Raw genomic sequence first — 24,044 nt, 5'->3', positions numbered from 1 at the left:
TCGAATTAAACCACATAATCCACCGCTTGTGCGGGCCCCCGTCAATTCCTTTGAGTTTTAACCTTGCGGCCGTACTCCCCAGGCGGATAACTTAATGCGTTAGCGTCGGCACGGAAGGGGTCGATACCTCCCACACCTAGTTATCATCGTTTACGGCTAGGACTACCGGGGTATCTAATCCCGTTTGCTCCCCTAGCTTTCGTACTTTAGCGTCAGTAAAGGCCCAGAAGACCGCCTTCGCCACCGGTGTTCCTCCTGATATCTACGCATTTCACTGCTACACCAGGAATTCCGTCTTCCTCTGCCTCACTCAAGAAACCCAGTTTCCGTTGCAGTTTCCGGGTTGAGCCCGGAGATTACACAACAGACTTAAATTTCCGCCTACGTGCGCTTTACGCCTAGTAATTCCGAGTAACGCTTGCCACCTACGTCTTACCGCGGCTGCTGGCACGTAGTTAGCCGTGGCTTATTCACAGGGTACCGTCATTTTTTTCTTCCCCTGCAAAAGAAGTTTACAATCCGAGAACCTTCGTCCTTCACGCTGCGTTGCTGGATCAGACTTCCGTCCATTGTCCAAAATTCCCCACTGCTGCCTCCCGTAGGAGTGGGGCCCGTGTCTCAGTGCCCCTGTGGCCGGTCGCCCTTTCAGGCCGGCTATCCGTCGTCGCCTTGGTAGGCCGTTACCCTACCAACTAGCTGATAGACCATAAGATCGTCTGTGAGCGAAAAACCTTTAATAAAAAAGTGATGCCACTTCTCTATATTATGGGGTATTAGCTAACCTTTCGGCCAGTTATTCCCCGCTCTCAGGTGGATTCCTTATGTATTACTCACCCGTCTGCCACTAGAATTACAAATGTATTGCTACATCTATAATCCCCGTTCGACTTGCATGTGTTATGCACGCAGCCAGCGTTAACTCTGAGCCAGGATCAAACTCTCCATTAAAATTGAAGATGTTTAAACAGGTTTCCCTATTTAAGCATCCGCAACGCTTAACGAAGATTTGTTGACTTTTGACTCTTTCTTTACTTTTTTACTTCTAGAATTAAACGTTGACCTATATATAGGTATATATATAAGCTCTTGTTTGAATGTTACTTGATTAGTCGATATACACTCGCGTCTATATCTCCGCCTCAAGTTGCCCATTCGCACATTTGCGATCAAATTTTCAGAGAGCGAAATTTCCTCGTTTGCTTTCTCTTTCAAGAAGCAAATCGGAAATTTTGTCTTCTTTCCTGCAGCCGTTTCTAGGCTACATGAATTATTCTATTAAATCTTTTTAAGTCTGTCAAGCCTTTTTTTAAACTCGACTTTTTCTTTCGGCTTATTTCCTTAAGCCTTTAGTGACTACTCTTCTATTAAAACAAATTTAATACTTCGTGTCAACTACTTTCTTTAATAACTTAAAATCGGTACTTATTTAAAGATCACTTTTTCTTGACTACCCTTTTATTTAATCATTTATTTTTAAAGTTGTCAAGCTTTTTTAAAACTTTTTTCGCGACTCCTGCCACGACCTTCTTGATTTATTTTATCATTATTCTCTTTTTCTTGTCAAGAGGTCTTTGACCGCCGTCTCTGCGCGCCCTCTTCCGGGCTCTCGCTTTCTATATTCTTATTTTACTTATATTATTACCTACTTGTCAATACTTTTGTAAAATCTCCGACGGGAGAAGAAACTTATAAAAAACTATCTCAACTCGGCAAAACTTTGCTAAAATCTGATTATGAACATGGACGAATTACTTAAAAGTACAGCGCGAACTTTATACCTGAGCGCAAAATTCATGCCTAAAAATATGGGCGGGACTTTTTCCTGCGCGTATTTAATATGCCGCGCCGCCGACAGTATAGCCGACACGGATTTAATAAGTGTAGATAAAAGAATAAAAATTATACACGATTATCCGAAAATGGTTGAAACAAACGACGAGGGCCTGCTTCAAGAATTTAAAAAAGCAATACCCGAAAAGAACAACTTGCATGAAAACGAACGCGTGCTTTTGGAACATATTGATATTTGTCTTGAAGCTTTCAAAAAGCTATCCCCTTTACATAAAAAAATTACTTTGAACGTCGTAAACGCAGTATGCAAAGCAATGCAATGGGATTTATCTTATTTCCCGGAAAGCGAAAGCGGTTTGCTGAAAGCTTCCCCCAGCTCCGCCAGGACGGAGCTTTACTGCGAGCATATGGGCGGAGAACCGGGCATATTTTGGGCGAAGCTGCTACTTAACGGAAAAGAGGACAGCGCTTTCACGGAAAACGGCAAAAAAATAGGTATGGCCCTGCAAATAACAAATATATTAAGAGACTTGCCGCAAGATATAAAAATAGGACGCATTTATTTGCCGCTTACGGATTTAACCTCAAATGATTTAATGCCTCAGGATTTGCTGGAAAAGAAAACATACAAGAAGCTTAAACCTATAATATTCAAGTGGATTAACTGGGGCGTAGATAATTTGGAGAACGCAAAAGCTTTTATGAGTGGCATACCCCGACGGAAGTTCTTTTCCCGCGCGGCGGTTGCCTGGCCCGTGCTTTGGAGTTTTGATACGCTTTTGCTTTTGGCTTCCTGTAAGAATTTGCTGGATAAAAACAAAATACAGAAAATTCCGAAAAAAACTATTCACCTGACCATGCTGGCCAGCCCCTTATATTGCTTCAGCAACAAAGTGTTTGCCAAATTGGTTGATAAAAAAGCCGCTCTTGTAAGGGAACAAACAGGCAGATAGAAAATATTTTGCACTAAAAAACAGCCGCTTTAAAGCGGCTGTTTTTAATTACTCTTCAATTTTAAGCATTGCTATAAAAGCTTCCTGCGGGATATCCACCGCACCGATGCTCTTCATTCTCTTTTTGCCTTCTTTTTGCTTTTCCAAAAGTTTGCGCTTTCTGGTAATATCGCCGCCATAACATTTGGCGATAACGTCCTTGCGGTAGGCCGGGATAGTTTCGCGCGCGATAATCTTACCGTTGACGCGGGCCTGTACGGCGACTTCAAACTGCTGGCGGCCGATAAGCTCCTTAAGTTTTTCACAAAGAAGCCTGCCGCGCGTAACGGCTTTATCCTTATGCGTTATTACGGACAGAGCGTCCACCGGGGAACCGTGTATCAAAATTTCCATTAGAACCACGTCGGCGCTGCGGTATTCGTCAATCTCGTAATCAAAGGAAGCATAACCCTTGGAAACGGATTTTAATTTATTGTAAAAATCAATTACCATTTCCGCCATAGGCATATAATAGTTTATCATGACGCGCTGGCTGGAAAGATGATCCAAGCTGATGAAAGTTCCGCGCTTTTCTTTAAGCAATGTCATAACGCCGTCCATATACGCTATCGGCGTAACTATTTTTATTTTTATGGTGGGCTCTTTAATGTCGATAATATCACCGTAAGGCGGAAAATTGGCCGGATTATCAATCCATTTATAGCCGTCGCCGGCGTCGGCCAAAGCCGCAAGTTCCTGCGGGTGCGTCTTACGGGAAATAAATTTTACCTGATAAATTACGTTCGGGCTCGTTGCGATAAGGGAAAGACCGAATTCCCTTTCCAATCTTTCTTTTACGATTTCTATATGCAAAAGACCCATAAAGCCGAGGCGGAAACCGAAGCCCAAAGCTTTTGAAGTTTCACTCTGATAGCTGAAAGAAGAATCGGACAAATTCAACTTTTCAAGCGCGGTTCTTAAAAGCGGATATTCCGTGGATTCTATCGGGAAAATACTTGCAAACACCACCGGTTTTACTTCGCTGTAGCCGTGCAAGGGCTCCGCTGCGGGATTATCCGCAGTGGTTATTGTATCGCCGACTTGCACCTGATGTATATCTTTTATCCCGGCTATGACGTACCCGACTTCGCCGCTTTGAAGGCCGGCGCATTTTTCCAGCTTAGGCGTCATTATGCCGACTTCTTCAATCTTTGAGCTGAAGCCGGAAGCCATAAGCTTTAAGGTTTGCCCGGCTTTTATCTTGCCGTCAATCATTCTGACGTACACGATTACGCCGCGGAAAGCGTCATAATAAGAATCGAAAATCAAAGCTCGCGCCGGAGCGTTGACCTCGCCCTTGGGGGCGGGGATGTCTTCGACAATTCTTTCAAGCAGATGATCTATGCCGAGGCCTGTTTTGGCGCTAACGCGCTCTGCCGTAATAGGATCTTTAAGAACTTCCCAAAGCTGCTCTTCGGAGATGTCGGCGTCGGACTGATTCAAATCAACTTTATTAATCACGGGAATGATTTTTAAGCCCAAACTCTGCGCCAAATGAGCGTGCGCCACCGTCTGAGCTTCAACCCCTTGCGAAGCGTCAACCAGTAATAAAACGCCCTCGCAGGCGCGCAGAGAACGCGCGACTTCGTAAGAAAAATCCACGTGGCCCGGCGTGTCAATCAGATTTAAAATATAATCTTTATATTTTATCCTGACGGCCTTGGCCTTAATCGTTATGCCTCTTTCGCGTTCAAGATCCATACCGTCTAAAAGCTGCGCCGTCATTTTGCGCCTGGGCACGGTGCCGGTATCTTCCAAAATCCTGTCTGAGAGAGTTGTCTTGCCGTGGTCTATATGGGCTACTATTGAAAAGTTGCGAATCTTGTTCATTGCTTATATTTTATCAAATTTGTCCGTCATATTTCCCGTTAAAGAAGAAACGGGCGCAAAAGCACGCCGCGCCGCGCGGAAAGGATTTAAAGAGAATAGTCTTCCCGAAGAGTTTTTATTTCTTCGGAACTTGTGAGAAGCATTGCCGCCTGGGCCAAATCGGCGCAGGCTTCAAAATTTAAACCTCTCAATGTGCTTTTTATTCTTAAAAACATTCTGGGAGAAAGAGATAAAATATCCACACCCAAGCCGACCAAGAAAGGTATCATTTCAGGGTCCGAAGCCATTTCCCCGCATACGCTGACAGGCTTGCCCTTTTTGCGGCAGCCTTGTATTATAAAGTTTATGGTCCTGAGTACGGCGGGATGATAAGGATCGTACAGCTCCGCAACCTCCTGATTGCCCCTGTCGACGGCTATCAAATATTGTATAAGATCGTTGGTGCCGATTGAAATGAAATCCACCTCCGGCAAAATGCCGTCTAAACTTAATGCGGCGGAAGGCACTTCTATCATCGCGCCAAGCATAATGGGACGGCGCGGAATTATACCGGAATCTTCCGTTTCTTTCAGGACTTGTTTTAATGCGGCTTTGACTTCCCGCACCTCTTCCACGGAAGACACCATGGGTATCATTATTTTTACGGAAGCGTCAACCTCCGCGGAGGCCCGGACTATCGCCCTAAGCTGGGTGTACAGAAGTTCCGGATATTTAAGAAAAAGCCTTATGCCGCGGCAGCCCATAAAAGGATTGCTTTCCTTCTCCCTGCGGCCCAAACCGAGCTGAGTTATTTTATCGCCGCCCAAGTCCGCCAGCCTGATCGTTACAGGCCTTTTATCAAAACGATGAGCGGTTTTTTTATAGATTTGATATTGCTCGTCTTCCGACGGGGGATCAAACCTGTCCATATAAATAAATTCCGTTCTTAAAAGGCCAAGACCGTCGGAGCGGAAAGCGTCCCATGCTTTAAAATCCCGGCGGGGATCATAGTTGATATAGAGCGAAACTTTATGGCCGTCCGAAGTTTCATTGGGGAGCGGACTTATTTGTTTTAAAGATAGTTCCGCTTCGTCTATTTTTATCTGCTCTTCCTTATATTGTTTTAAAATTTTAGGTTCGGGATTGATGAGGATAAGGCCGGTTTCGCCGTCTAAAATTATTAAATCGCCGTCTTTAATTTGGCTTGATGCGTCGGAAAGACCGACGACGGCCGGCATTTGCATACTTTGAGCCAAAAGCGCCGTATGGCTGGTTTTGCCGCCTATATCCGTTGCAAAGCCCAGTACGTTCTTGCCTTTTAAATTTATAGTGTCGGAAGGAAACAAATTATGCGCGATTATTATTGAAGGTTCTTTTATGCCGGAAAATTTATTTTGTTTCTTTTTTGTAAGATTTTCAAACAACCTTTTCGCTACGTCGGCCAAATCATATTTGCGCTCGCGGAAAAGCTCGTCTTTTAAAGATTCGAAACGGGCCGTTATTTCCTTGGCGGCGCAGGAAAGAGCATATTCCGCGCTGATTTGCTCCTTCTCAATTTTATTTTTTACGGAAGAAATTAAAAGAGGATCTTTTAAGATAAGTTTATGCGCCGCTATAAGCTTGGCGTATTTACTGCCGAACAAACTTTTTACCTGGGCTTGGCTTGCCTCTAAATCGGCCATGCTCTTTTCCACCGCTTCTTCAAAACGGCGCAGCTCCCAGCCGATATTCGTCGGGGGAATGTGCTTTTTTTCTATGACCGTATTATCCGGCTTAACCAAATAGGCCGGGCCTATGGCTATACCGGGGCTGGCCGCTATGCCTTTGACTATTATCATTCTTCCTCAAAAATTTTTGAAAATACCGCTTTGAGCCCGTCTAAAGCGGAGGCTTCGTCCTTCCCGTTTACGGAAAGTTCCACGTCGCTGCCCTGTTCCGCCGCAATCATCATTATGCCCATAATGCTCTTGGCGTTTACTTCCATGCCGTCTTTTGAAATAAATATCTCGCTTTGGTATTTGCCGGCCTCCTGCGCTATCATTGCCGCGGGACGGGCGTGTATTCCCAATCTGTTTTTTATTTCTATTTTTTCTTTAATCACAAGATCTCCGTTTTATGCCAAAAAAGCCGCTATGCCGAATACCAACGTCGCTATAAGATAAAGAAATATATTCGGTATATTCAATTTGCGCATAAAGATGCTTAATATCAAAAAAGCGGCCAAAAGCGATATTCGCGCGATAGAATCCGGATCCATGGGAGAATTGCGGAACCTGATATATACGGCGTAAAAAATTACGAATATCACCAACACCTGGCCGAGCAATTTAAGAAAACCGATTGTTTTGTTCCAATTTAAATTGATAAGGCCGTAAAAATTATCTTCGCTGCCAAGGTAACTGTCCTTAAGCCCTTTAAAACGTATGAAGAGCGAAGGTATATTGTAAATAAGCAAAGAACCGGCCAGAGCCAAAAGCGCGGCGACGAAACTTTGCTCCGTAACGACGTCGTCGCGGACCATGTCGACTTGACCGACAAATAAAATAACGAAACAGAAAACCAGCGAAAGAGGTTTTAAAACCGCCCAAAACAGTCTGTCGCCTATCGAAGCGGCGGTATTGGCGGTGCTGGCGCGGATTATGCGCCATTCGCGTTCTTCTTCAAGAAGTTCATCCCCCTCCAAACCGGCCAGTTTTTCTTCCTGTTTTATCATGGCGCCTATGCTGTAAACGCTCATGGAAGGGTGGCTGTTGAATGTTTCCAAATTGCGGGCTTTGGCGCGCAAATATATCGCGGGCCTGTTTTTGTAAAGACGTTTTAAAACGGGCTCCATAATATAAAGCATGCCGACGTTCTGCAAACGGGCGAAGTTCCAATACCCCTGCAATAAAAATGTCCTTAAAAATATTCCTAATTTGTTTTGCATAAAATTAATCCGATTTGGGCTTCGCGCTGAAAGACAGCAGCAAACCGGTCAGCCCTATCCAAGGCACCACAAAATATGAAAACTTAAAAGCCATGTGCAAATGCTCGGGTATTTTTGCGCTTATTCCGCCGAATACCGGGCCGATTACGCTTACGCATACCAATAAGAAAGCATAAACCGCCAAAAATTGCAAAAGCAGGCTTTGAAACAAAACACAAGCTGCGGTGGTTTTATTTTCTTTCAAAGCCTTTTCCTGCTGAGGAAGTATCCTGGCGCGAAGACGTCTGAGTTCCTTTTCCGCGAAAGAAAACGCCAGACCGCCTATTATACCGACGAAGAACGCGAAGTAAATATCCACTTTAAAAAACTGCGCCATTATAACCGCGACGCCGCAGCTTACGGCACCGCTCGGGGGAACTACGCCGCCTATCGGCATAAAATCAAGATAAATAAGTTCCGTAAATATGCCCAGCTGCAAACCCAAAAAGAAATTGCCGCTTAAAAGGCCGATGATACTGCCAGCCACCGTAGGCCTTGAAATAAGCACTTGGCCCAGATAGGTGGTATCAAGCTCGATAAATGCCAAAACGGCGCATATAAGCAGAAGTTCCGCCATTAAAACAACCTCGTTTTTAAAGACGTGGGCAAGGTTTTTAAAATGAAATCCACGCCGGTTTCTTCATACATTTGTTTAAGCAGGGAATATTCGTCGGCAGACAAAAACACGCCTTGCGAATATTGCTTTTTGCTTTCCTCGTACTTGGTGTTGCCGATAATAACTTCCTTAAGTTTAACCCCTGCGGACGCAAGCCGCGACAAAGAAGATACGTCCTCCACAAGAACCAAAGCTTTGCCTTGGGCTTCCCCGAGCAAATAAGACGCGGCGGCTGAAGGCTCCATAACCTGCAGAGCATATTCCTGAGGAAGGCTCATTCTCATCATTTTGCCCATGAGCCTGCTTGAAGCGGCCGTATCGGAAACCACCACCACTTCCTTTACCGACAGAGAAGGCAGCCATCCCTGCACCACTTGCCCGTGGATTAACCGGCTGTCGATTCTGATAAGGGCTATTTCCATTTATTTTACACTCTCCGTCGCATTAAAAACGGCGCGCTTGCCGTCTTCCACGGCTTTGTCCGCCAAAGCGTGAAGGCCGAGCCTGGATATATTGTTAAGGACGGCCAAAAGCATATTTAAATTAAGCCCGCATACAACGCGAACATTGCCAAGCCCGTTCGTGCAAGATAAAGCCATATTGCAAGAACTGCCGCCGAAAGTATCGGCCAAAACCAAAACCTCGCCGTCTTCGGCCAAGGCTTTTATTTCCGCGCCGATTTTTTCGAGATCGGCTTTGCCGCTGACGCTGTACGCCCGAACCGAATTTTGCTCAAAACAGCATATGCCTGAGGCTGTTTCCAGCAAAGCCGGCGCAAGCGGACCGTGGGCAACCAATATTATTTTTACCATGTTTCCTTCTTAATTATATTAATATCGCGGTGGAACTCCGACACTTTAAAACCTTTCTCCCTTAAAATTTCCGCAAGGGAATGCGCCATAAAAACGCTTCTGTGTTTGCCGCCGCTGCATCCTACGGCTATCGTAAGATAAGATTTGCCTTCCTTTATGTATTTAGGCACCAAATAAACAACTAAATCCATAAACTTTTTAAGAAAATTTAAAGCGTGCGGAGATTTTTTAATATAGTCCTGCACTTCTTTATCAAGGCCGGTTTTCTCCCTAAGGGCCGCGACATAGTAAGGATTTTTTAAGAAGCGTACGTCCATAACCAAATCCGCTTCCATGGGCAGGCCGTGCTTGTAACCGAAAGAAACGACGGAAATGTTCATTTCCTGAGTGCGTTTGATTTCCAAAAGTTTGGAAATTTTTTCTTTAAGTTCGCCCAAAGTCAAATTGCTGGTGTTGATTTCGGTATCGGCAAGCTGTTTTATGGGAGCCAAAAACTGGCGTTCTTTTGCCAGGGCCGTCAAAAGCTGTTCCTGCAAAGGATGTTTGTGTTTGGTTTCTGAAAAACGCCTTACGAGAACGTCATCCGACGCTTCCAAAAAAAGAAGTTTCGGCTCAAAACCCTGACGGCTGATGGACTTCATAACGCTTGGAAGGCTTTTTAAGCTTTCTCCTTCCCTGATATCTATGCCGAGGGCGATATTATCCCAAGTGCCTCTGTCTTTTATATGTTTGCTGAAATTGGCGAAAAGGGCCAAAGGCAAATTATCCACACAGTAAAACCCGAAATCCCCGAAAATCTTTAAAGCCTGGGTTCGTCCCGCGCCGGAAATACCGGTAATAATAAAAAATTTGCCTTTTTTATTTTGTTCCATTTTTGCCGCCTTTCATTTTTTCAAGCAGTTTTTTGTTAAATTCCTTGGCCGAACTTATACCCTGCCCTTTAAGACGCTGGTTCAAAGCCGCCACTTCTATCAATACCGCAAGGTTGCGCCCCGGGGTTACGGGAATGGTAAGGGAGTTTATTTCCACCCCCAAAATATTACTGCGCTGCTGTTCTATGCCCAAGCGGTCAATCTCGCCGGTGGGGGCTACAAGATTGACTTCCATTTCTATCGCAGTGCTGTCCATGGCCGCGCCTACGCCGAATAAAAGCCCTATATCCAAAATGCCCAAGCCGCGCACTTCCATATAATGCTTAAGCATCGGAGGACATGAACCTATTAAAGAATGTCCGCGACGCCTCTGTATTTCCACAACGTCGTCGGCCACCAAAATATGCCCGCGCTTAATAAGTTCCAAAGCGCATTCGCTTTTGCCTATGCCCGCGTCCCCGCGTATAAGCACGCCCATGCCGGAAACTTTTACAAGTACGCCGTGGACATGAGTTCTGGGGGAAATGCAATCATCCAAATAAGCTATAAGCTCCGATACGAAAGTGGCCGTATCAAGGCAAGTGCTCAAAAGGGGAAGCTTTTCCTCCTTACAGGCCTGCTTTATGCCCGGAAGGACTTTCATTCCGGCCGTTACCACAACGCAGGGAACCTGCCCCGCTTTAAACATCTTTTTTAAATTGGCTTTTAACTTTTTATAAGACAGTTTGGCGCAGAAAGCGTATTCCCCGCGGCCCATTATTTGCACGGCTTCCGCGCGGAAATTTTCCAAATGACCGTCAAGGGCGAGGCCCGGCCTGTTTATGCTGGGCTTGATTATTTCCCTGTTGATATATTCCCGGCCGCACAAAAGCTCGAGGCTTAATTCCTGCCCCTTGTCCTCGAGCATTTGCGCGACTGTTATAGAACGGGCGAATTCCGGCACGATACCACCTTTTATTTGGCTTTTACGGGCTGGATAAGGCCGTAAGTGCCGTCCAATCTCTTGAAAATAAGGTTGATTTGTTTGGATTCTTCGTCCATGAACATCCAGAAAGTATAGCCGAGCCTTTCCATTTCATAGGCGGCGTCTTCGGGGTTCATCGGATGGACTTCAACCTGTTTGATTACAGAAAATTTAACATCGTTCTGCGGAGCGAATACCGCGCCGTAATAGGAGGCCAAATCTTCCTTAACAGCCGTTTTTTTGCTTTGTACGGCTTTGCCTTTGGTCTTCCTGACCTGGGCTTCGATTTTAAGAATCGTACCGTCGATAGCTTTATACAAATCTTCTTCTATTGATTTGCCGGTAAATTTCTTTTTGCCGGAATGAACGGTAAGCTCGGCCCTTTGGTTGATTTTCTTGTCCACGCTTAAAACTATTTCGGCCCAGGCGGATTCATCAAAAAACTTATCAAGTTTGTCCACTTTTGAAGTGGTATAATCTTTAATCGCCTGCGTAAGCTTAATGTTCTTGGCTGTAATTTTGAGTTTCATAATTTCCTCCAGTTTTACCCTCGGGCTTTGCCCGTGTGCTTATTAAATCATTTGTTAGACATGCTGTCAACGGCAATCTTGACGAATGCGGCCGGCGAAATCAGGCCCTATTGCCCGCGTGCGCCGCTTAATACTTTCAGCTTTCCGGGACATATTTCTATTTCAAGAATGTCTTTTGCGGTTTTCGGTTCTCCGTCAATGTGATAGGCGAAGACGCCTTCAAGCTCTATCTTTGCGCTTCTTATCTTATAAGTATCGGCAATACTTACGATTTTGCAAGACGGAAAGAAAAACGACGAAAGCCCCAAAAGCAATTTAAAAATATTCGTTTTTTTGATAACCGTCATATCCAAAAAACCGTCGGAAAAAGAAGCCGCCGGCGCTATTATGAAATTGCTTCCGTACTGACGGCCGTTCGCGAACACCAAAGATATGGCTTTAAAGAGATATTCCCCGGCGTCGGTTTTTACTTTCAAAGACGGGGCTTTATACTTAAAAAAAGACTGCGCGCCTATCTTAAAATAAGGCCATTTTCCCCTTTTGCCGGAAGCGCCCAAAGCGTCAAATTTAAGCGCGATGTCCGCCTCGATGCCTACCCCAGCCAAGTTGATAAAATATTCCCCGTTCGCGCGGCCCAAATCGTATGTTTTTACAGAGAAGTTTTTTAAAGCGCGGACTCTTTCTTCAAGCGCGCCGAGCGGGCAGCCGAGCTCCCGCGCAAGGCCGTTGCCGCTGCCCAAAGCGATAACACCCAAAGCCGTTTGCGTACCGGCGAGGCTTTGCACGGCTTCGTTAATGGTGCCGTCCCCACCGGCGACTATAACCTTTTCCGCGCCTTCCGCGGCGGCTTTCGCGGCAAGTTCGCTTGCATGGCCTTTATATTCCGTAAAAAGAATTTCGGCCTGCGGAACATGTTTGTTTATTAAAAATTTTAAATTTGATCCGCCGAGTTTTTTACCCGATTTAGGATTGATTATAAACACGGTTTTCATTCTGGTACGCCCCTTACTAATATGATATACTTTATAATATTTTGAGGTAATTTATAATATGAAAAGCCAAAATGTAAGAAGTAGTTTTTTAAATTATTTTCACAAGAAGGGCTTACCGATAATAGAATCAAGCTCTCTTATCCCCCACGGGGACCCGACGCTTTTATTCACTTCCGCGGGAATGGTTCAATTCAAACCGAACTTCCTCGGGCTTAAAAAAAATCTTAAAAATGCCACAACTTCCCAAAAATGCCTCAGGACTACGGACATCGACAATGTCGGTTTTACAAAAAGGCATTTGACTTTCTTTGAAATGCTGGGGAACTTTTCCTTCGGCGATTATTTTAAAAAAGAGGCCATAGCTTGGGCTTGGGACTATCTTACCAATGAACTTAAAATGGATAAAAGCAAGCTTTACGTCAGCATTTACAAAGGAGGCATAGCCCCCAGGGATGAAGAAGCTTATGAAGCTTGGTCCAAAATAATAGACAAAAGCCGCATTTATGAGTTTGACGAAGCCGACAACTTTTGGACTATGGGCCCCACAGGCCCTTGCGGCCCGTGTTCGGAAATTTATTACGATTTCGGCGAAGACAAAGGCTGCCCCAACTGCGCCAAAAACGGCATAGCATGCAACTGCGGCAGATATGTGGAAATATGGAATTTGGTTTTTACCCAGTTCAACCGTTTGGAAGACGGCACCCTTGAAAAATTGCCGCAAAAGAACATCGACACCGGCATGGGCCTTGAAAGGCTTTGCATGGTTATGCAAAACGTCGACAATCCCTTTGACACCGATTTGTTCACGCCCATAATAGACCAAGCAAAAAAGATACTGGCAATAACCGGCAAGAACCCGGCGGAAGTTTCCGCGTTAAGAATAGTTGCCGACCATGTGCGCGCTTCAAGCTTTTTGCTTTCCGAAGGCGTTTTGCCTTCAAACGAAGGGCGCGGATATATTTTGCGCCGCCTCATAAGGCGCGCCGCGCGCTACGGGAAACTGCACGGAAGAACACAGCCGTTCCTCCATATGCTTGTGCCCAGCGTTTTAGAAATTTATAAAGATATTTATCCGCAGCTTTTAACCGGCGCGAACCATATCATATCGGCTTTGAAAGCGGAAGAAACCGCTTTCTTTAAAACCTTAAACGACGGCGAACAAAGACTGCAGGAAATAATCAAAAACAATCCGGCGGAACTTTCCGGCGAAGAAGCTTTCAACCTCTACGAAACTTACGGCTTTCCTTTGGAGCTTACCAAAGAAATCTTGGCCGAAAAGAATATAAAACTCAACGAGAAAGGTTTTTTTGAAGCTCAGAAAACCGCAAAAGAAAATTCCCGCGCTTACGCAGACGAGTTTGAAAAAGAAAAAGTGCTCGTCATGCAGCAGCTGGAGGGATCTTTGCCCGCGACCGAGTTTACCGGTTATGAAACTTTAACACAACAGGCGGAAATTTTGGCTTTGCTTACCAAAGATTACAAAATTACGGACAAACTTGATAAAGAAGGTTTTGTAATTACAGATAAAACCAGTTTTTACGCTCAGTCCGGCGGACAAGTGGGCGATATCGGCGCGGTAGAAGTCCAAGGAGAAGTAACCGCGCGCGTAAGCGATACCCAAAAACCGATTGAAAAAATTTATTTGCACAAAGTAAACATTATCAAAGGCGAACTCAGGAAAGGACAGAAAATTACGCTTGCGGTGGATCAGGTGGCAAGATTTAAAGCCGCCGCAAACCATTCCGCAGTACACGTGTTAAACGCCGCATTAAGAAAAATCCTGGGCGACGAAGTGCATCAGGCAGGTTCTTTCGTTTCGCCGGAAAAACTCCGCTTTGACTATACCATTTCCACGCCGCCCACCCCGGCACAGCTTTTATCCGTATGGGGCGTAGCCAACAGTATAATCGAACAAAATCTTAAAGTGGAAACGCAGGTGCGCCCGCTTAAAGATGCAAAAGAACTCGGCGCGACGGTGCTGCTCGGCGAAACTTATGCCGACCCGGCCAGATTCGTTTTAATGGCAAAAGACGGTTTTAAAGATCCTTTAAACCGCGCCAGCCTTGAGCTTTGCGGCGGTACGCACGTAAAAAGCACGGGCGAAATAATGAATATAAGGATTTTAAGGGAAAGCGCGGTTTCCGCGGGCGTCCGCCGTATTGAGGCCGTAGCGGGATTAAGCGCGATTGAACATTTAAAACACGTCGCAAACACCGCGATGCTGCTTTCAAAAATGTTAAACACTTCCGTCGACGACTTGGCGAAAAAAGTGGAAAGCATGCTGAACTTGGAACAGGAACTTAAGAAGGAAGTGGCCGAACTTAAACGCAGGCTTTTAAGCGGTGCCGATAAATCCGCCCAATGCGATTTAACTTTGAAAGACGGTACGCAGCTGACCGCTTTTAACGCGGAAAACACCGAAATAAAAGAACTTAGAACCCTTGCCGACAATATGGCGGATAAGAATAAAGGCAAAGTTATTTTGATTTCGGCCGACAGGGACGGCAAAAAATCTTTCGTCGTGAAAAGCTTTAAAGGAGGGCCCGACGCCAACAAAACGGCTAAAGCCGTGGCGGCCGCAATAAACGGACGCGGCGGCGGAAAGCCCGATTTCGCCCAAGGCGGCGGAGAAGCCTGCCCGTGGGAAGAATTTATTAAGAAGATTAAAGAAATTTAATTTTTTTGATATAATTTATTAAAGCGAAATAAAAATAAAATTGTTTGTAGATGTACGAATTATTTTGCTATAATAAATTATCCGGTTTTTAAGAAACGATAAAACCAGAAAGGTTTTATCCGGCTTTAAAAATCATACAGATTTTAGAGGAACGGTTGGGTGGCTGAGCGGTCAAAAGCAACGGTCTGTAAAACCGTCGGGCGTGCCCTACATAGGTTCGAATCCTATCCCAACCATTCCTCTTTTTTAGCTTAGAAAGCCGGCGCGCAGTGGTAGCGCGGGCGCAAAAGCGCAAATTTATGTGAAATTAATAGGACCCGAGTCAAATCCTATAAAACACAAAGGTACAAAATGAGCAAAACATACTTACCTTCCGTTCAGGAAGCCGAAGCAGGAAGAAAATGGCATCATATTGATGCTACCGGCAAGACCCTCGGCAGGCTCGCTACTCAGTTGGCGGTTTACCTCATGGGCAAACATAAAAGAACTTTTACCCCCAATATGGACTGCGGGGATTTCGTAGTCGTTACCAATGCCGGCAAAATCAAAGTAACCGGGAAAAAAGCTGAAGAGAAAGTTTATTTCTCCCACTCCGGCTACGCGAAAGGCGCTAAAGAAGTTCCTTTCAAAAGGCAGATGGAAAACAACGCCGCGAAAGTTATCGAGCTCGCCGTTTACCGCATGCTCGACAATAACAAACTTCGCGCCAAAAGAATGAAAAGACTTAGAATTTTCAATGGCGAAGAGCATTCTTTTGCCGAAAGGTTCTCAAAATAAAAGGTGATTTTTATGGAAACCAAACAGATTAAAACCGGTAGAAGAAAAACTTCCGTAGCTCAGGCCGAGCTCGTGAAAGGTTCCGGAAAAGTAATTATCAACACCAAAACGTTGGAAGACTATTTCCGCGGATGTCCCAGATATCAGGACACCGTCCTCGCCCCGCTGAGCGAAATCAAAGCCGAAAAAGAATTTGACGTAAACGTTAAAGTTTCCGGCGGCGGTATCGCCTCCCAGGCCGGCGCAATACGCCACGCCATAGCGAGATCACTCGCTGTACTCGGCGAAGACAATAAAAAATCCATGAAAAAGGCCGGATTCCTTACCAGAGACCCCAGAATGGTCGAAAGAAAGAAACCGGGCCAGCCCAAAGCGAGAAGACGTTTCCAGTTCTCCAAACGTTAATTTGGGATTGGACAAATTTAACCCCCGGTTCGCCGGGGGTTTTTTATTAGTTACCCGCCAAGTAACGCAGACCCCGCCGAGAAACAGACGAACAAAAACGCGCAGGGAAATATTTTATTTTGGGCGGTGCAAAAACTTGTACCGGACAACAATCAACAGGGCGCGATATCAATACTTCCGCCGATACGTAACACTTTAGGCAAAATAATAAAACTTAAGGCTGGAGAAACGGCCTTTAGGCCAAGGCGGAAACTCCCCCGCAAAACTCCAAATGAAGAGTTAAAAAACATCATAAAATTTAAACCTCGCATAAACCGCCGTTGAACTAGTGTTTGGGCGGACTAATTTTCTATAATAATATTATGATTGAAGAACTTAAAAACAAACTGAATTTAATAGAAACAAATTACACATCAAAAATACAAGCCTGCAAAAACGTTAAAGATTTGCAGGATTTGCAAGTCGCCGCGATAGGACGCAAAGGCGAACTTACCGAACTTTTAAAAAGCCTCAAAGATCTTTCTTTGGAAGAGAAAAAAATCTTCGGCCCTTTGAGCAATGCTCTTAAAATAAAATTATCCTCTTTGTTTGAAGCAAAAAACGCGGAACTTGAAAACGCCGCCATTAACGAAGAGCTAAACAAAACCGATTTGGATTTAACTTTACCGGCTTTCCCGTTCAACAAAGGCGGAAGGCACCCACTCGCCATAGCGCAGAAAAGGATGACGGACATTCTTTCAAAGCTCGGCTTTATTTGGGCGCACGGGCCTTTTATTGAAGACGAATATCACAATTTTGACGCTTTGAATATTCCCGCGCATCACCCAGCAAGGGATATGCAGGACACCTTCTTTATTAAAAACCCCCATAAAAGCGATTTCGTGTTAAGAACGCATACTTCCGGCGTACAGATACGCACCATGCAGAAACAGAAACCGCCGATACGCATTATGGCGCCGGGGCGCGTATTCCGCAAAGATTCTTTGGACGCTACGCACAGCCCTGTGTTTCATCAGATAGAAGGCTTGTATGTAGATAAAAACGTAAGCCTGGCGGATTTAAAAAGAGATTTAACCGTATTTATGCAAGGTTTGTTCGGCAAAAAAGCCGAAGTTCGCTTCCGCCCCTCTTTCTTCCCGTTTACGGAACCCAGCGTGGAAGTGGACGTTAAATGCGTGTTCTGCGAAGGGAAAGATAAAAACTGCCCGGTATGCAAAGGCTCCGGCTGGAAAGAAATGATGGGGGCCGGCATAGTGCACCCGAACGTCCTCAGAAACTGCCAAATCGACCCGGAAGTTTACAGCGGATACGCTTTCGGCATGGGTGTGGAAAGGCTGGCGATGTTCTCCCTCGGGATAAAAGACATCAGAGCTTTCTACGAAAACGACATAAGAATTTTGGAGCAATTTTAAATGAAAATATTATATTCCTGGCTTAAAGATTTTATTGACTTGGATTTAACGCCCGAAGAATTGGCGAAAAAGCTGACCGTGCTGGGCATGGAAGTTGAAGAGATTAAAAAAACCGGCGCGGATTTTGACGATATTTACGCGGCTAAAATCGTAAAAATAAACGCGCATCCTAATTCCGAAAAACTGCATTTGGTGGATTTGGAAACCAAAGACGGCGCAAAGCGCGTAGTATGCGGGGCACAGAATATAGCAGAAGGACAAACCGTTCCTTTGGCGAACGTAGGCTCCAGGCTTGGCAAAATTTATTTAAAACCGGCGGAAATCAGAGGCGTGGCTTCTGAAGGGATGTTATGCTCCGCGGATGAACTGGGTTTGGCCGCGGAACGCCAAAAAGGAATAATGATTTTATCTTCGGATATTCCCGTCGGTACGGACATAAAAACCCTTTACGGCAAAGCCGACGCTGTTTTTGAAGTTTCCCTTACTCCCAATAGGCCCGATTTGATGAGCCATTTGGGCATAGCGAGGGAACTTAGCGTACTTATGAACCTGCCTCTTAAAAATAAAGAATGGAAACAGGTACAAGGCGAAGGACCGGCTTTGAAAATATCTTTGCACACCGACGAAAGCGGCTGCCCCAGATATGCCGGCAGAATTATAAAAAACGTAAAAAATACGGAGTCCCCGCAGTGGCTTAAAGAAAGGCTTTTGGCTATGGGAGTTAACCCGAAAAACGCCCTTGTCGATATTACCAATTACGTCCTTTTCGAAATAGGCCACCCCATGCACGCTTTTGACCTTAACCACCTTGAAGGCGGAGAAATAAACGTGCGCTGGGCCGAAGAAAACGAGAAATTCCTGGGTTTGGACGACGTCGAAAGAACGCTGACGCCGCAAAACTTAATTATAGCGGACGGCAAAAAAGCCGTGGCTTTGGCCGGCGTAATCGGCGGGAAAGGCGACAGCATTCTGCCGGAAACCAAAGACGTTTTTTTAGAGGGCGCGTATTTCTATCCGCCTTGCATTAACAAAACTTCCAAGAAATTTGCCGTAAGCACGGAAGCTTCCCAAAGATTTGAAAGAGGCGTCGATATTGACACCTGCGTAAAATCCATAGAGATGGCCACCGCGCTTATTTTGGATATTTGCGGCGGCGAACCCGGCGAAATCAACGACGTATATCCCGCGCCTTATAAACCGGCCGCGATAAATTTTAAACCCGAAGACATAGAAAAAATTATCGGCATGGATATAGACCGCGGGCAGCTTAAAGATATTTTTAACAGGCTCGGCGCGGATTTTAAAGCCGAAGGCGAAACCTGGAGTTTTACGCCGCTTTCCTGCCGCAGAGATTTAAACCATAAATGGGATTTGGCGGAAGAAGCCGCCCGTTATATAGGCTTGGATAATTTGGCCGCGGATAATACGGGCGTAACGCACGCTTCTTTATACTTCGGCGAAAACCCTAAAGCCGTAGACTTGGGCGAGAAATTCAGCGAAGCTCTTGCCGGGCTAGGCTTTTACGAATGTAAAAACTTTGATTTCGTTTCCGCAAAAGATTTGGCAAATTTCGGCTACAGCGATAAAACCGCCGTGGAAATTAAAAATCCTTTGGCCGACGGTATGGAATTTATGCGCCCTATGCTTTTGATAAGCTTGCTTAAAAACATTGCTTTTAACCAAAACTTCGGCAGACATGATTTGAGCCTTTTTGAATACGGAAAGACTTTCAATCTGCAAAAAGGGTTCCCGCTTGAAACTTTCGCCCTAAGCGGCGTTATGTGCGGGAAAACCCCCAGAGAAAAGTTTTTTATGACGCCGCAATGCCACGTCGGTTTTTACGGGCTTAAAGGCATAGTAAGCGGTACGCTCAGGGATTTTAAAAACATTTCTTTTAAACCCGCAAAAGCGGCCCCGGCTTATATGCATCCCAAAATTTGCATGGACATTATGCTGGATAATAAAAAGATAGGCTTTTTTGGACAAGTGCATCCGCTCACTCTTAAGGCTTACGGCATTAAACAGGATGTTTACGCCTTTGAGTTTGACGTTAAAAACCTAGAAAAAGTTTTTGACGCTCAGCAATTTAAAAAAGCGGAAGAAATAAGCGCGTTCCCGGCTTCAAAGAGGGATTTGTCGGTGGTACTGGACAAAAACGTTTCTTTTGATTCCGTGCGCGAAGTTCTGAAACAATCCACACCCGAAACGGCTTACCACTTGATAGATTTGTATCAGGGCGATAATTTGCCGCAGGGTAAAAAGAGCATTACTTTAAGCTTTGATTTTATCTCAAAGGAAAAGACCTTAACAGACGCCGAAGTCAACAAAGCCGTGGAAACCGTGCTTGAAGCTTTAAAGAACAAACTCGGCGCGCAGTTAAGATAAATCAATATGGAAGAAGACAAATACAAACAGCTGCATCTTTTAATAGACCGCATTTCCGTAAGGCTTGCGCAGGCCGAAGAGGAAAATATCCTTCTGCAAGCGAAAGTCAGGACTTTGGAATCCAATGTAAAAGTTCTGCAAAGCGCGCAGGTTACGGCGAAGGCTTTAAAAGAATGGAAAGACGTTACGACTTCCATATTAAAAAAACTTTACAATAAAATAGACAGGGAGATTGAGAGGATAGAGCAGCAGTCCTCCTCCCCCGATTTGGGCGGCAAATGAGCAAAAAACAAGAACCCGTTACGGTAACCGTAAAAAGGATAGAACTTGATAATGTTACGCTGGAGGGCTTGGGCCCGCTGGACGTTAACGCCTTAGCCAGGGAAATTGAAAATAAAATGGACCAAATATCCGAAGAAAAACATACCGTAGACACCTTTAAAGTGCTTTTGCACACGGCCTTGTTTTACGCCGCAAAAGTTTACACCAAAAGCAATAACGAAGAACAAAAAAACAAAGCCGGAGAAAAACAGATAGACAGCGCGATAGAAAAACTTACGCTTGCGCTTAACCGTCTGCCGCTTAAATAATTATGCAGGATTTTTTTGAAGAACAAAAACTCGGTAATGTTTTGGCCAATATGCCTTTGGCCGCGCGCCTTGCGCCTAAAAACATAGAAGACTTCGCCGGGCAGGATGATATCCTTGCGCCGGGCAAACTTCTGCGCAGGCTCATTGAGGCCGATAAGGTGCGCTCGGCGGTGTTCTTCGGCCCGCCAGGAGTCGGCAAAACCGCCTTGGCCAGGTTCATAGCCAAAAGCACAAAAGCGCACGTAAGCGAACTTAACGCCGCCGCCGCAGGAGTAGCGGATTTAAAAAAAGTCCTTGAAGAAGCCAAAATAAGGATAGAAAACAATTTTGAACAGAAACGCACTCTGCTGATTTTGGATGAAATACATCACTTTAATAAAACACAGCAGGATGTTTTGCTTCCTTCCGTCGAAAGCGGGCAGATTATACTTATCGGCATAACTACGGAAAACCCTTATTTTTATATCAACAATGCATTGCTTTCAAGATTTTCGGTATTTGAATTTAAGCCTCTCTCCAAAGAACATTTGGCGAAAATTACAAAAAGAGCCGAAAATATAGAAAATTTTAAAATAGACGAAGAGGCGAGGGATTTCCTTATCACTCAGGCAAACGGCGACGCCAGACGTTTCTTAAACGCGCTGGAACTTGCCCTTATAACCACGCCGTACGTAGGCGGACCAAAACAAATCACATTTGAAATCGCCAAAGACTGTATTCAAAAAAGGCATTTGAATTACGATAAAAAAGGCGACGACCATTATGATATTATTTCCGCTTTTATAAAATCCATGCGCGGATCGGACCCGGACGCCGCCGTATATTGGCTAGCCAGAATGCTGGAATCGGGGGAGGATCCGCGTTTTATAGCAAGGCGTATTTTTATCTGCGCCGCGGAAGACGTCGGCCTTGCCGAACCTACGGCCCTCGTTATAGCCGAGGCCGCATTTAAAAGCGCGGAAGTTTTGGGAATGCCGGAAGTGAGGATACCGCTTGCACATGCGGCGATTTACGTCGCCTGCGCGCCCAAATCAAACGCGGCTTATTTGGCCATAGACGAAGCTTTAAACGAAGTCCGCAACGGCCCCAGGCGAGATGTGCCCGTTCACCTTAAAAGCGGCGGCAAAAACCAAGGATACAAATATGCGCACGACTTCCCCAATCATTATGTGGAACAGGAATATATGCCCATGCCTAAAAAATTCTACAAACCTACTTTAATGGGCAAAGAAAAACTTATCAAAGAAAGGCAATTTAATTTGAGGAAGAAAAAATAATGCCGCCCTTTGACGCAAATAAAATCTTCTCCGTAACGGAAATCAGCTTAATCATAAAAGAAATGCTTGAAGGCGTGCTGACCGGGGTGTCCGTGGAAGGCGAAATATCAAATCTGAAAAAAGCCGCCAGCGGACATATTTATTTTGATTTAAAAGACCAAAACGCTCTAATTTCCGCGGTATTGTTTAAAGGCTATGCGCGAGGGGTCAATTTAAAAGAAGGGGATCAAATCCTTGTGCGAGGAGATTTATCCTGTTATATAAAACAAGGACGTTACCAAATTATAGCGCGGGAAGCGGAAGTTAAAACACGGGGAAACCTTTATCTTGAATTTGAAAAACTTAAAGCGAAACTATCCGAAGAAGGACTGTTTGACGAAGACAGAAAACTGCCTCTGCCGCAGTTCCCTTCAAGGATAGGCGTTATTACTTCGCCCACCGGGGCGGCGGTCAGGGATATACTTTCCGTCCTTAAAAGGCGCGGGCGCAATCTTGAGGTTATTATAGCCCCGACGCTTGTTCAGGGGGAAGGATCCAAAGAACAAATAGTAAAAGCTTTGGAAAACCTGCAAAGACTTACTCCGCCGGTTGACGTTATTTTACTGGGACGCGGCGGTGGGAGTATAGAAGATTTATGGAGTTTTAACGAGGAAATAGTGGTGCGCGCAGTCGCCGCAAGCAAGATACCGGTAATTTCCTGCGTGGGGCATGAAACCGATTTCACGCTCACGGATTTTGCGGCGTCTTTGAGGGCGCCGACGCCTTCCGCCGCGGCAGAACTGGTAGTAAAAAACGCTCAGGACACAGCCGAAAAACTGCTTAATTTAAACAAACTTTTGTTGAATTCGCTTGAAATAAAATATCAACGCTTAAAAAGCAGATTTGAACTGGCAGCAAACAGCAAATTTCTTAAAGAGCCGCATTTGTTCTTCGACAGGAAAGAACAGCTGCTTGACGATTTAAAAGAAACGCTTTGTATAAAAATGGACAATTTGACGCGCAGTAAAGAACACTCCTTGGAAACGGCCGTCCAAAGACTTAAATTATTAAGCCCCGAAGCCACCCTGAAACGCGGTTACGCCATAGTGCGCCGCGCGGCTACCGGGGAGGTTGTGCGTTCTTCTTTAAAAGGAGAACGCCTTACCGTGCAGACTTCTTACGATAATTTTGAGGTGGAAACCATATGAACAAAAAAAATACCTTTGAGGCAAAATTAGCCCGCCTCGAAGAAATAGTAAACACTTTGGACAGCGATACTATCGCCTTGGAAGAAAGTTCCAAACTGTTTGAAGAAGGGATAAAACTTTCAAAGGAACTTTCGGAAAAATTAAATGAAGTTAAATTTAAAGTCGACGCTTTGAAAGAAAAAGGGGCGGAATTAGTCTTAGAGCCCTTTGATAAGGAAGAAAATGCCTAAATTACGCTTAGATAACGCTTTGGTGGAACAAGGGCTTGCTTCAAGTAGAAACAAGGCGCAGGCCATAATTATGGCCGGGGAAGCTATGGTTAACGGACAGGTGGAAACGCGCGCCGACAGGAACATCAAACCCGAAGACACCATATCTTTGAAAGAAAAATCCTGCCCGTATGTATCGCGCGGAGGCCTTAAACTGCAAGGCGCGCTGGACGCTTTTAATATAGACGTAAAAGATAAAATTTGCGCGGATATAGGCGTGGCTACGGGGGGGTTCTCCCATTGTTTTCTGCTGAGAGGCGCAAAGGAAGTTTACGGCGTTGACGTAGGCAAAGGCCAAATAGCGAGCGAAATTACCGCTTTTAAAAACTTTTTCTTTCATCCTAATACGAATGCCCGCTACATCAGGCCGGATATGTTCCCAGCCCGTTTTGAGGCGGCGGCCGTTGACGTTTCTTTTATATCGCTTAAAATGATAATGCCGGCTTTATTTTCCTGCATGGCGGATAAAAGCGATATTGCATTCCTGATAAAACCGCAATTTGAATTAAGCCCCAAAGAAGTCCCCCACGGCATAGTAAAAACGGAAGAAAATCGGCAAAAAGCGATAGCTTCAGTAAGGGAGTTTTTTAAAGAAAATCTTGAGCGCCAATTTAACGCGCAAGAAGGCGGATTGATAAATTCCCCCATTACCGGCGTACACGGCAATATCGAATATCTTTGGCATATAAAAATAGGCAAATAATATTTAAGCTTAATGAACC

The 24,044-nt window shown here is 45.0% G+C and carries 23 protein-coding genes, 1 tRNA gene and 1 rRNA gene; 13 read left to right on the top strand and 12 right to left on the bottom strand.

Annotated features, from left to right (window positions below):
• A 16S ribosomal RNA gene (locus ACQY26_RS06220) occupies positions 1 to 948 on the bottom strand; the annotation flags it as partial.
• A gap of 785 nt (positions 949 to 1,733) precedes the next feature.
• Here ACQY26_RS06220 and ACQY26_RS06215 point away from each other — a divergent pair.
• Positions 1,734 to 2,744 (top strand): squalene/phytoene synthase family protein, encoded by a 1,011-nt coding sequence (locus ACQY26_RS06215; RefSeq protein WP_428048279.1) that lies wholly within the window; start codon positions 1,734 to 1,736, stop codon positions 2,742 to 2,744.
• Between the two features lie 48 nt (positions 2,745 to 2,792).
• Here ACQY26_RS06215 and lepA read toward each other — a convergent pair whose 3' ends face one another.
• From lepA to ACQY26_RS06160, 11 genes are all read right to left on the bottom strand, one after another.
• Entirely contained in the window at positions 2,793 to 4,613 is a 1,821-nt protein-coding gene (gene lepA / locus ACQY26_RS06210; protein ID WP_428048278.1) for a translation elongation factor 4, read from the bottom strand.
• An 86-nt stretch (positions 4,614 to 4,699) separates the two neighbouring features.
• Positions 4,700 to 6,430, bottom strand: coding sequence for a phosphoenolpyruvate--protein phosphotransferase (gene ptsP / locus ACQY26_RS06205; protein WP_428048277.1), 1,731 nt, complete (start codon positions 6,428 to 6,430; stop codon positions 4,700 to 4,702).
• A complete protein-coding gene (locus ACQY26_RS06200) occupies positions 6,427 to 6,693 on the bottom strand; it encodes an HPr family phosphocarrier protein (RefSeq protein ID WP_428048276.1) in 267 nt (88 codons plus the stop codon). The genes ptsP and ACQY26_RS06200 overlap by 4 nt, the downstream gene beginning before the upstream one ends.
• A gap of 12 nt (positions 6,694 to 6,705) precedes the next feature.
• A complete protein-coding gene (locus ACQY26_RS06195) occupies positions 6,706 to 7,518 on the bottom strand; it encodes a PTS system mannose/fructose/sorbose family transporter subunit IID (protein WP_428048275.1) in 813 nt (270 codons plus the stop codon).
• Positions 7,519 to 7,522: 4 nt separating this feature from the next.
• On the bottom strand, positions 7,523 to 8,134 hold the full coding sequence (locus ACQY26_RS06190; protein WP_428048274.1) for a PTS sugar transporter subunit IIC: 612 nt from the start codon (positions 8,132 to 8,134) through the stop codon (positions 7,523 to 7,525).
• Positions 8,134 to 8,595, bottom strand: coding sequence for a PTS sugar transporter subunit IIB (locus ACQY26_RS06185; protein WP_428048273.1), 462 nt, complete (start codon positions 8,593 to 8,595; stop codon positions 8,134 to 8,136). Before ACQY26_RS06185 ends, ACQY26_RS06190 begins: the two co-directional genes overlap by 1 nt.
• The gene (locus ACQY26_RS06180; protein ID WP_428048272.1) at positions 8,596 to 8,985 is read right to left on the bottom strand and encodes a PTS sugar transporter subunit IIA; all 390 of its coding nucleotides are present in this window, start codon (positions 8,983 to 8,985) and stop codon (positions 8,596 to 8,598) included. It abuts the gene before it with no gap.
• Positions 8,979 to 9,857: an RNase adapter RapZ gene (gene rapZ / locus ACQY26_RS06175; protein ID WP_428048271.1), complete on the bottom strand. Its 879-nt coding sequence runs from the start codon at positions 9,855 to 9,857 to the stop codon at positions 8,979 to 8,981. The genes ACQY26_RS06180 and rapZ overlap by 7 nt, the downstream gene beginning before the upstream one ends.
• Positions 9,844 to 10,800 (bottom strand): HPr(Ser) kinase/phosphatase, encoded by a 957-nt coding sequence (hprK, locus tag ACQY26_RS06170; RefSeq protein WP_428048270.1) that lies wholly within the window; start codon positions 10,798 to 10,800, stop codon positions 9,844 to 9,846. Before hprK ends, rapZ begins: the two co-directional genes overlap by 14 nt.
• Before the next feature lie 11 nt (positions 10,801 to 10,811).
• Entirely contained in the window at positions 10,812 to 11,351 is a 540-nt protein-coding gene (gene hpf / locus ACQY26_RS06165) for a ribosome hibernation-promoting factor, HPF/YfiA family (RefSeq protein ID WP_428048269.1), read from the bottom strand.
• A gap of 107 nt (positions 11,352 to 11,458) precedes the next feature.
• A complete protein-coding gene (locus tag ACQY26_RS06160) occupies positions 11,459 to 12,343 on the bottom strand; it encodes a diacylglycerol/lipid kinase family protein (RefSeq protein WP_428048268.1) in 885 nt (294 codons plus the stop codon).
• 58 nt (positions 12,344 to 12,401) lie between these two features.
• Between ACQY26_RS06160 and alaS the strand changes: the two genes are divergently transcribed.
• From alaS to ACQY26_RS06100, 12 genes are all read left to right on the top strand, one after another.
• Entirely contained in the window at positions 12,402 to 15,020 is a 2,619-nt protein-coding gene (gene alaS / locus ACQY26_RS06155; RefSeq protein WP_428048267.1) for an alanine--tRNA ligase, read from the top strand.
• A 153-nt stretch (positions 15,021 to 15,173) separates the two neighbouring features.
• Positions 15,174 to 15,256, top strand: a tRNA-Tyr gene (locus tag ACQY26_RS06150).
• Positions 15,257 to 15,371: 115 nt separating this feature from the next.
• Positions 15,372 to 15,797, top strand: a complete 426-nt coding sequence (gene rplM, locus ACQY26_RS06145; protein ID WP_428048266.1) for a 50S ribosomal protein L13 — start codon at positions 15,372 to 15,374, stop codon at positions 15,795 to 15,797.
• A 12-nt stretch (positions 15,798 to 15,809) separates the two neighbouring features.
• Entirely contained in the window at positions 15,810 to 16,202 is a 393-nt protein-coding gene (gene rpsI / locus ACQY26_RS06140) for a 30S ribosomal protein S9 (protein ID WP_428048265.1), read from the top strand.
• A gap of 362 nt (positions 16,203 to 16,564) precedes the next feature.
• Positions 16,565 to 17,614: a phenylalanine--tRNA ligase subunit alpha gene (gene pheS / locus ACQY26_RS06135; protein WP_428048264.1), complete on the top strand. Its 1,050-nt coding sequence runs from the start codon at positions 16,565 to 16,567 to the stop codon at positions 17,612 to 17,614.
• On the top strand, positions 17,615 to 19,999 hold the full coding sequence (gene pheT, locus ACQY26_RS06130) for a phenylalanine--tRNA ligase subunit beta (RefSeq protein ID WP_428048263.1): 2,385 nt from the start codon (positions 17,615 to 17,617) through the stop codon (positions 19,997 to 19,999). It begins immediately after the preceding gene.
• Between the two features lie 6 nt (positions 20,000 to 20,005).
• Positions 20,006 to 20,281 carry a hypothetical protein gene (locus tag ACQY26_RS06125; RefSeq protein ID WP_428048262.1) on the top strand — a complete coding sequence of 92 codons (276 nt, stop codon included), beginning with the start codon at positions 20,006 to 20,008 and terminating at the stop codon, positions 20,279 to 20,281.
• Complete coding sequence (gene zapA, locus ACQY26_RS06120) at positions 20,278 to 20,589, top strand: cell division protein ZapA (RefSeq protein WP_428048261.1); 312 nt, start codon at positions 20,278 to 20,280, stop codon at positions 20,587 to 20,589. Before ACQY26_RS06125 ends, zapA begins: the two co-directional genes overlap by 4 nt.
• Before the next feature lie 2 nt (positions 20,590 to 20,591).
• The gene (locus ACQY26_RS06115) at positions 20,592 to 21,866 is read left to right on the top strand and encodes a replication-associated recombination protein A (protein ID WP_428048260.1); all 1,275 of its coding nucleotides are present in this window, start codon (positions 20,592 to 20,594) and stop codon (positions 21,864 to 21,866) included.
• Entirely contained in the window at positions 21,866 to 23,053 is a 1,188-nt protein-coding gene (gene xseA / locus ACQY26_RS06110; RefSeq protein ID WP_428048259.1) for an exodeoxyribonuclease VII large subunit, read from the top strand. The genes ACQY26_RS06115 and xseA overlap by 1 nt, the downstream gene beginning before the upstream one ends.
• A complete protein-coding gene (xseB, locus tag ACQY26_RS06105) occupies positions 23,050 to 23,283 on the top strand; it encodes an exodeoxyribonuclease VII small subunit (protein ID WP_428048258.1) in 234 nt (77 codons plus the stop codon). The genes xseA and xseB overlap by 4 nt, the downstream gene beginning before the upstream one ends.
• Complete coding sequence (locus ACQY26_RS06100) at positions 23,276 to 24,025, top strand: TlyA family RNA methyltransferase (RefSeq protein ID WP_428048257.1); 750 nt, start codon at positions 23,276 to 23,278, stop codon at positions 24,023 to 24,025. Before xseB ends, ACQY26_RS06100 begins: the two co-directional genes overlap by 8 nt.
• The last annotated feature ends 19 nt before the right edge of the window (positions 24,026 to 24,044 follow it).

The organism is Candidatus Proelusimicrobium excrementi (assembly GCF_937881865.1).
Taxonomy (GTDB): domain Bacteria; phylum Elusimicrobiota; class Elusimicrobia; order Elusimicrobiales; family Elusimicrobiaceae; genus Proelusimicrobium; species Proelusimicrobium excrementi.
This window is presented reverse-complemented; position numbering and strand designations above follow the sequence as displayed.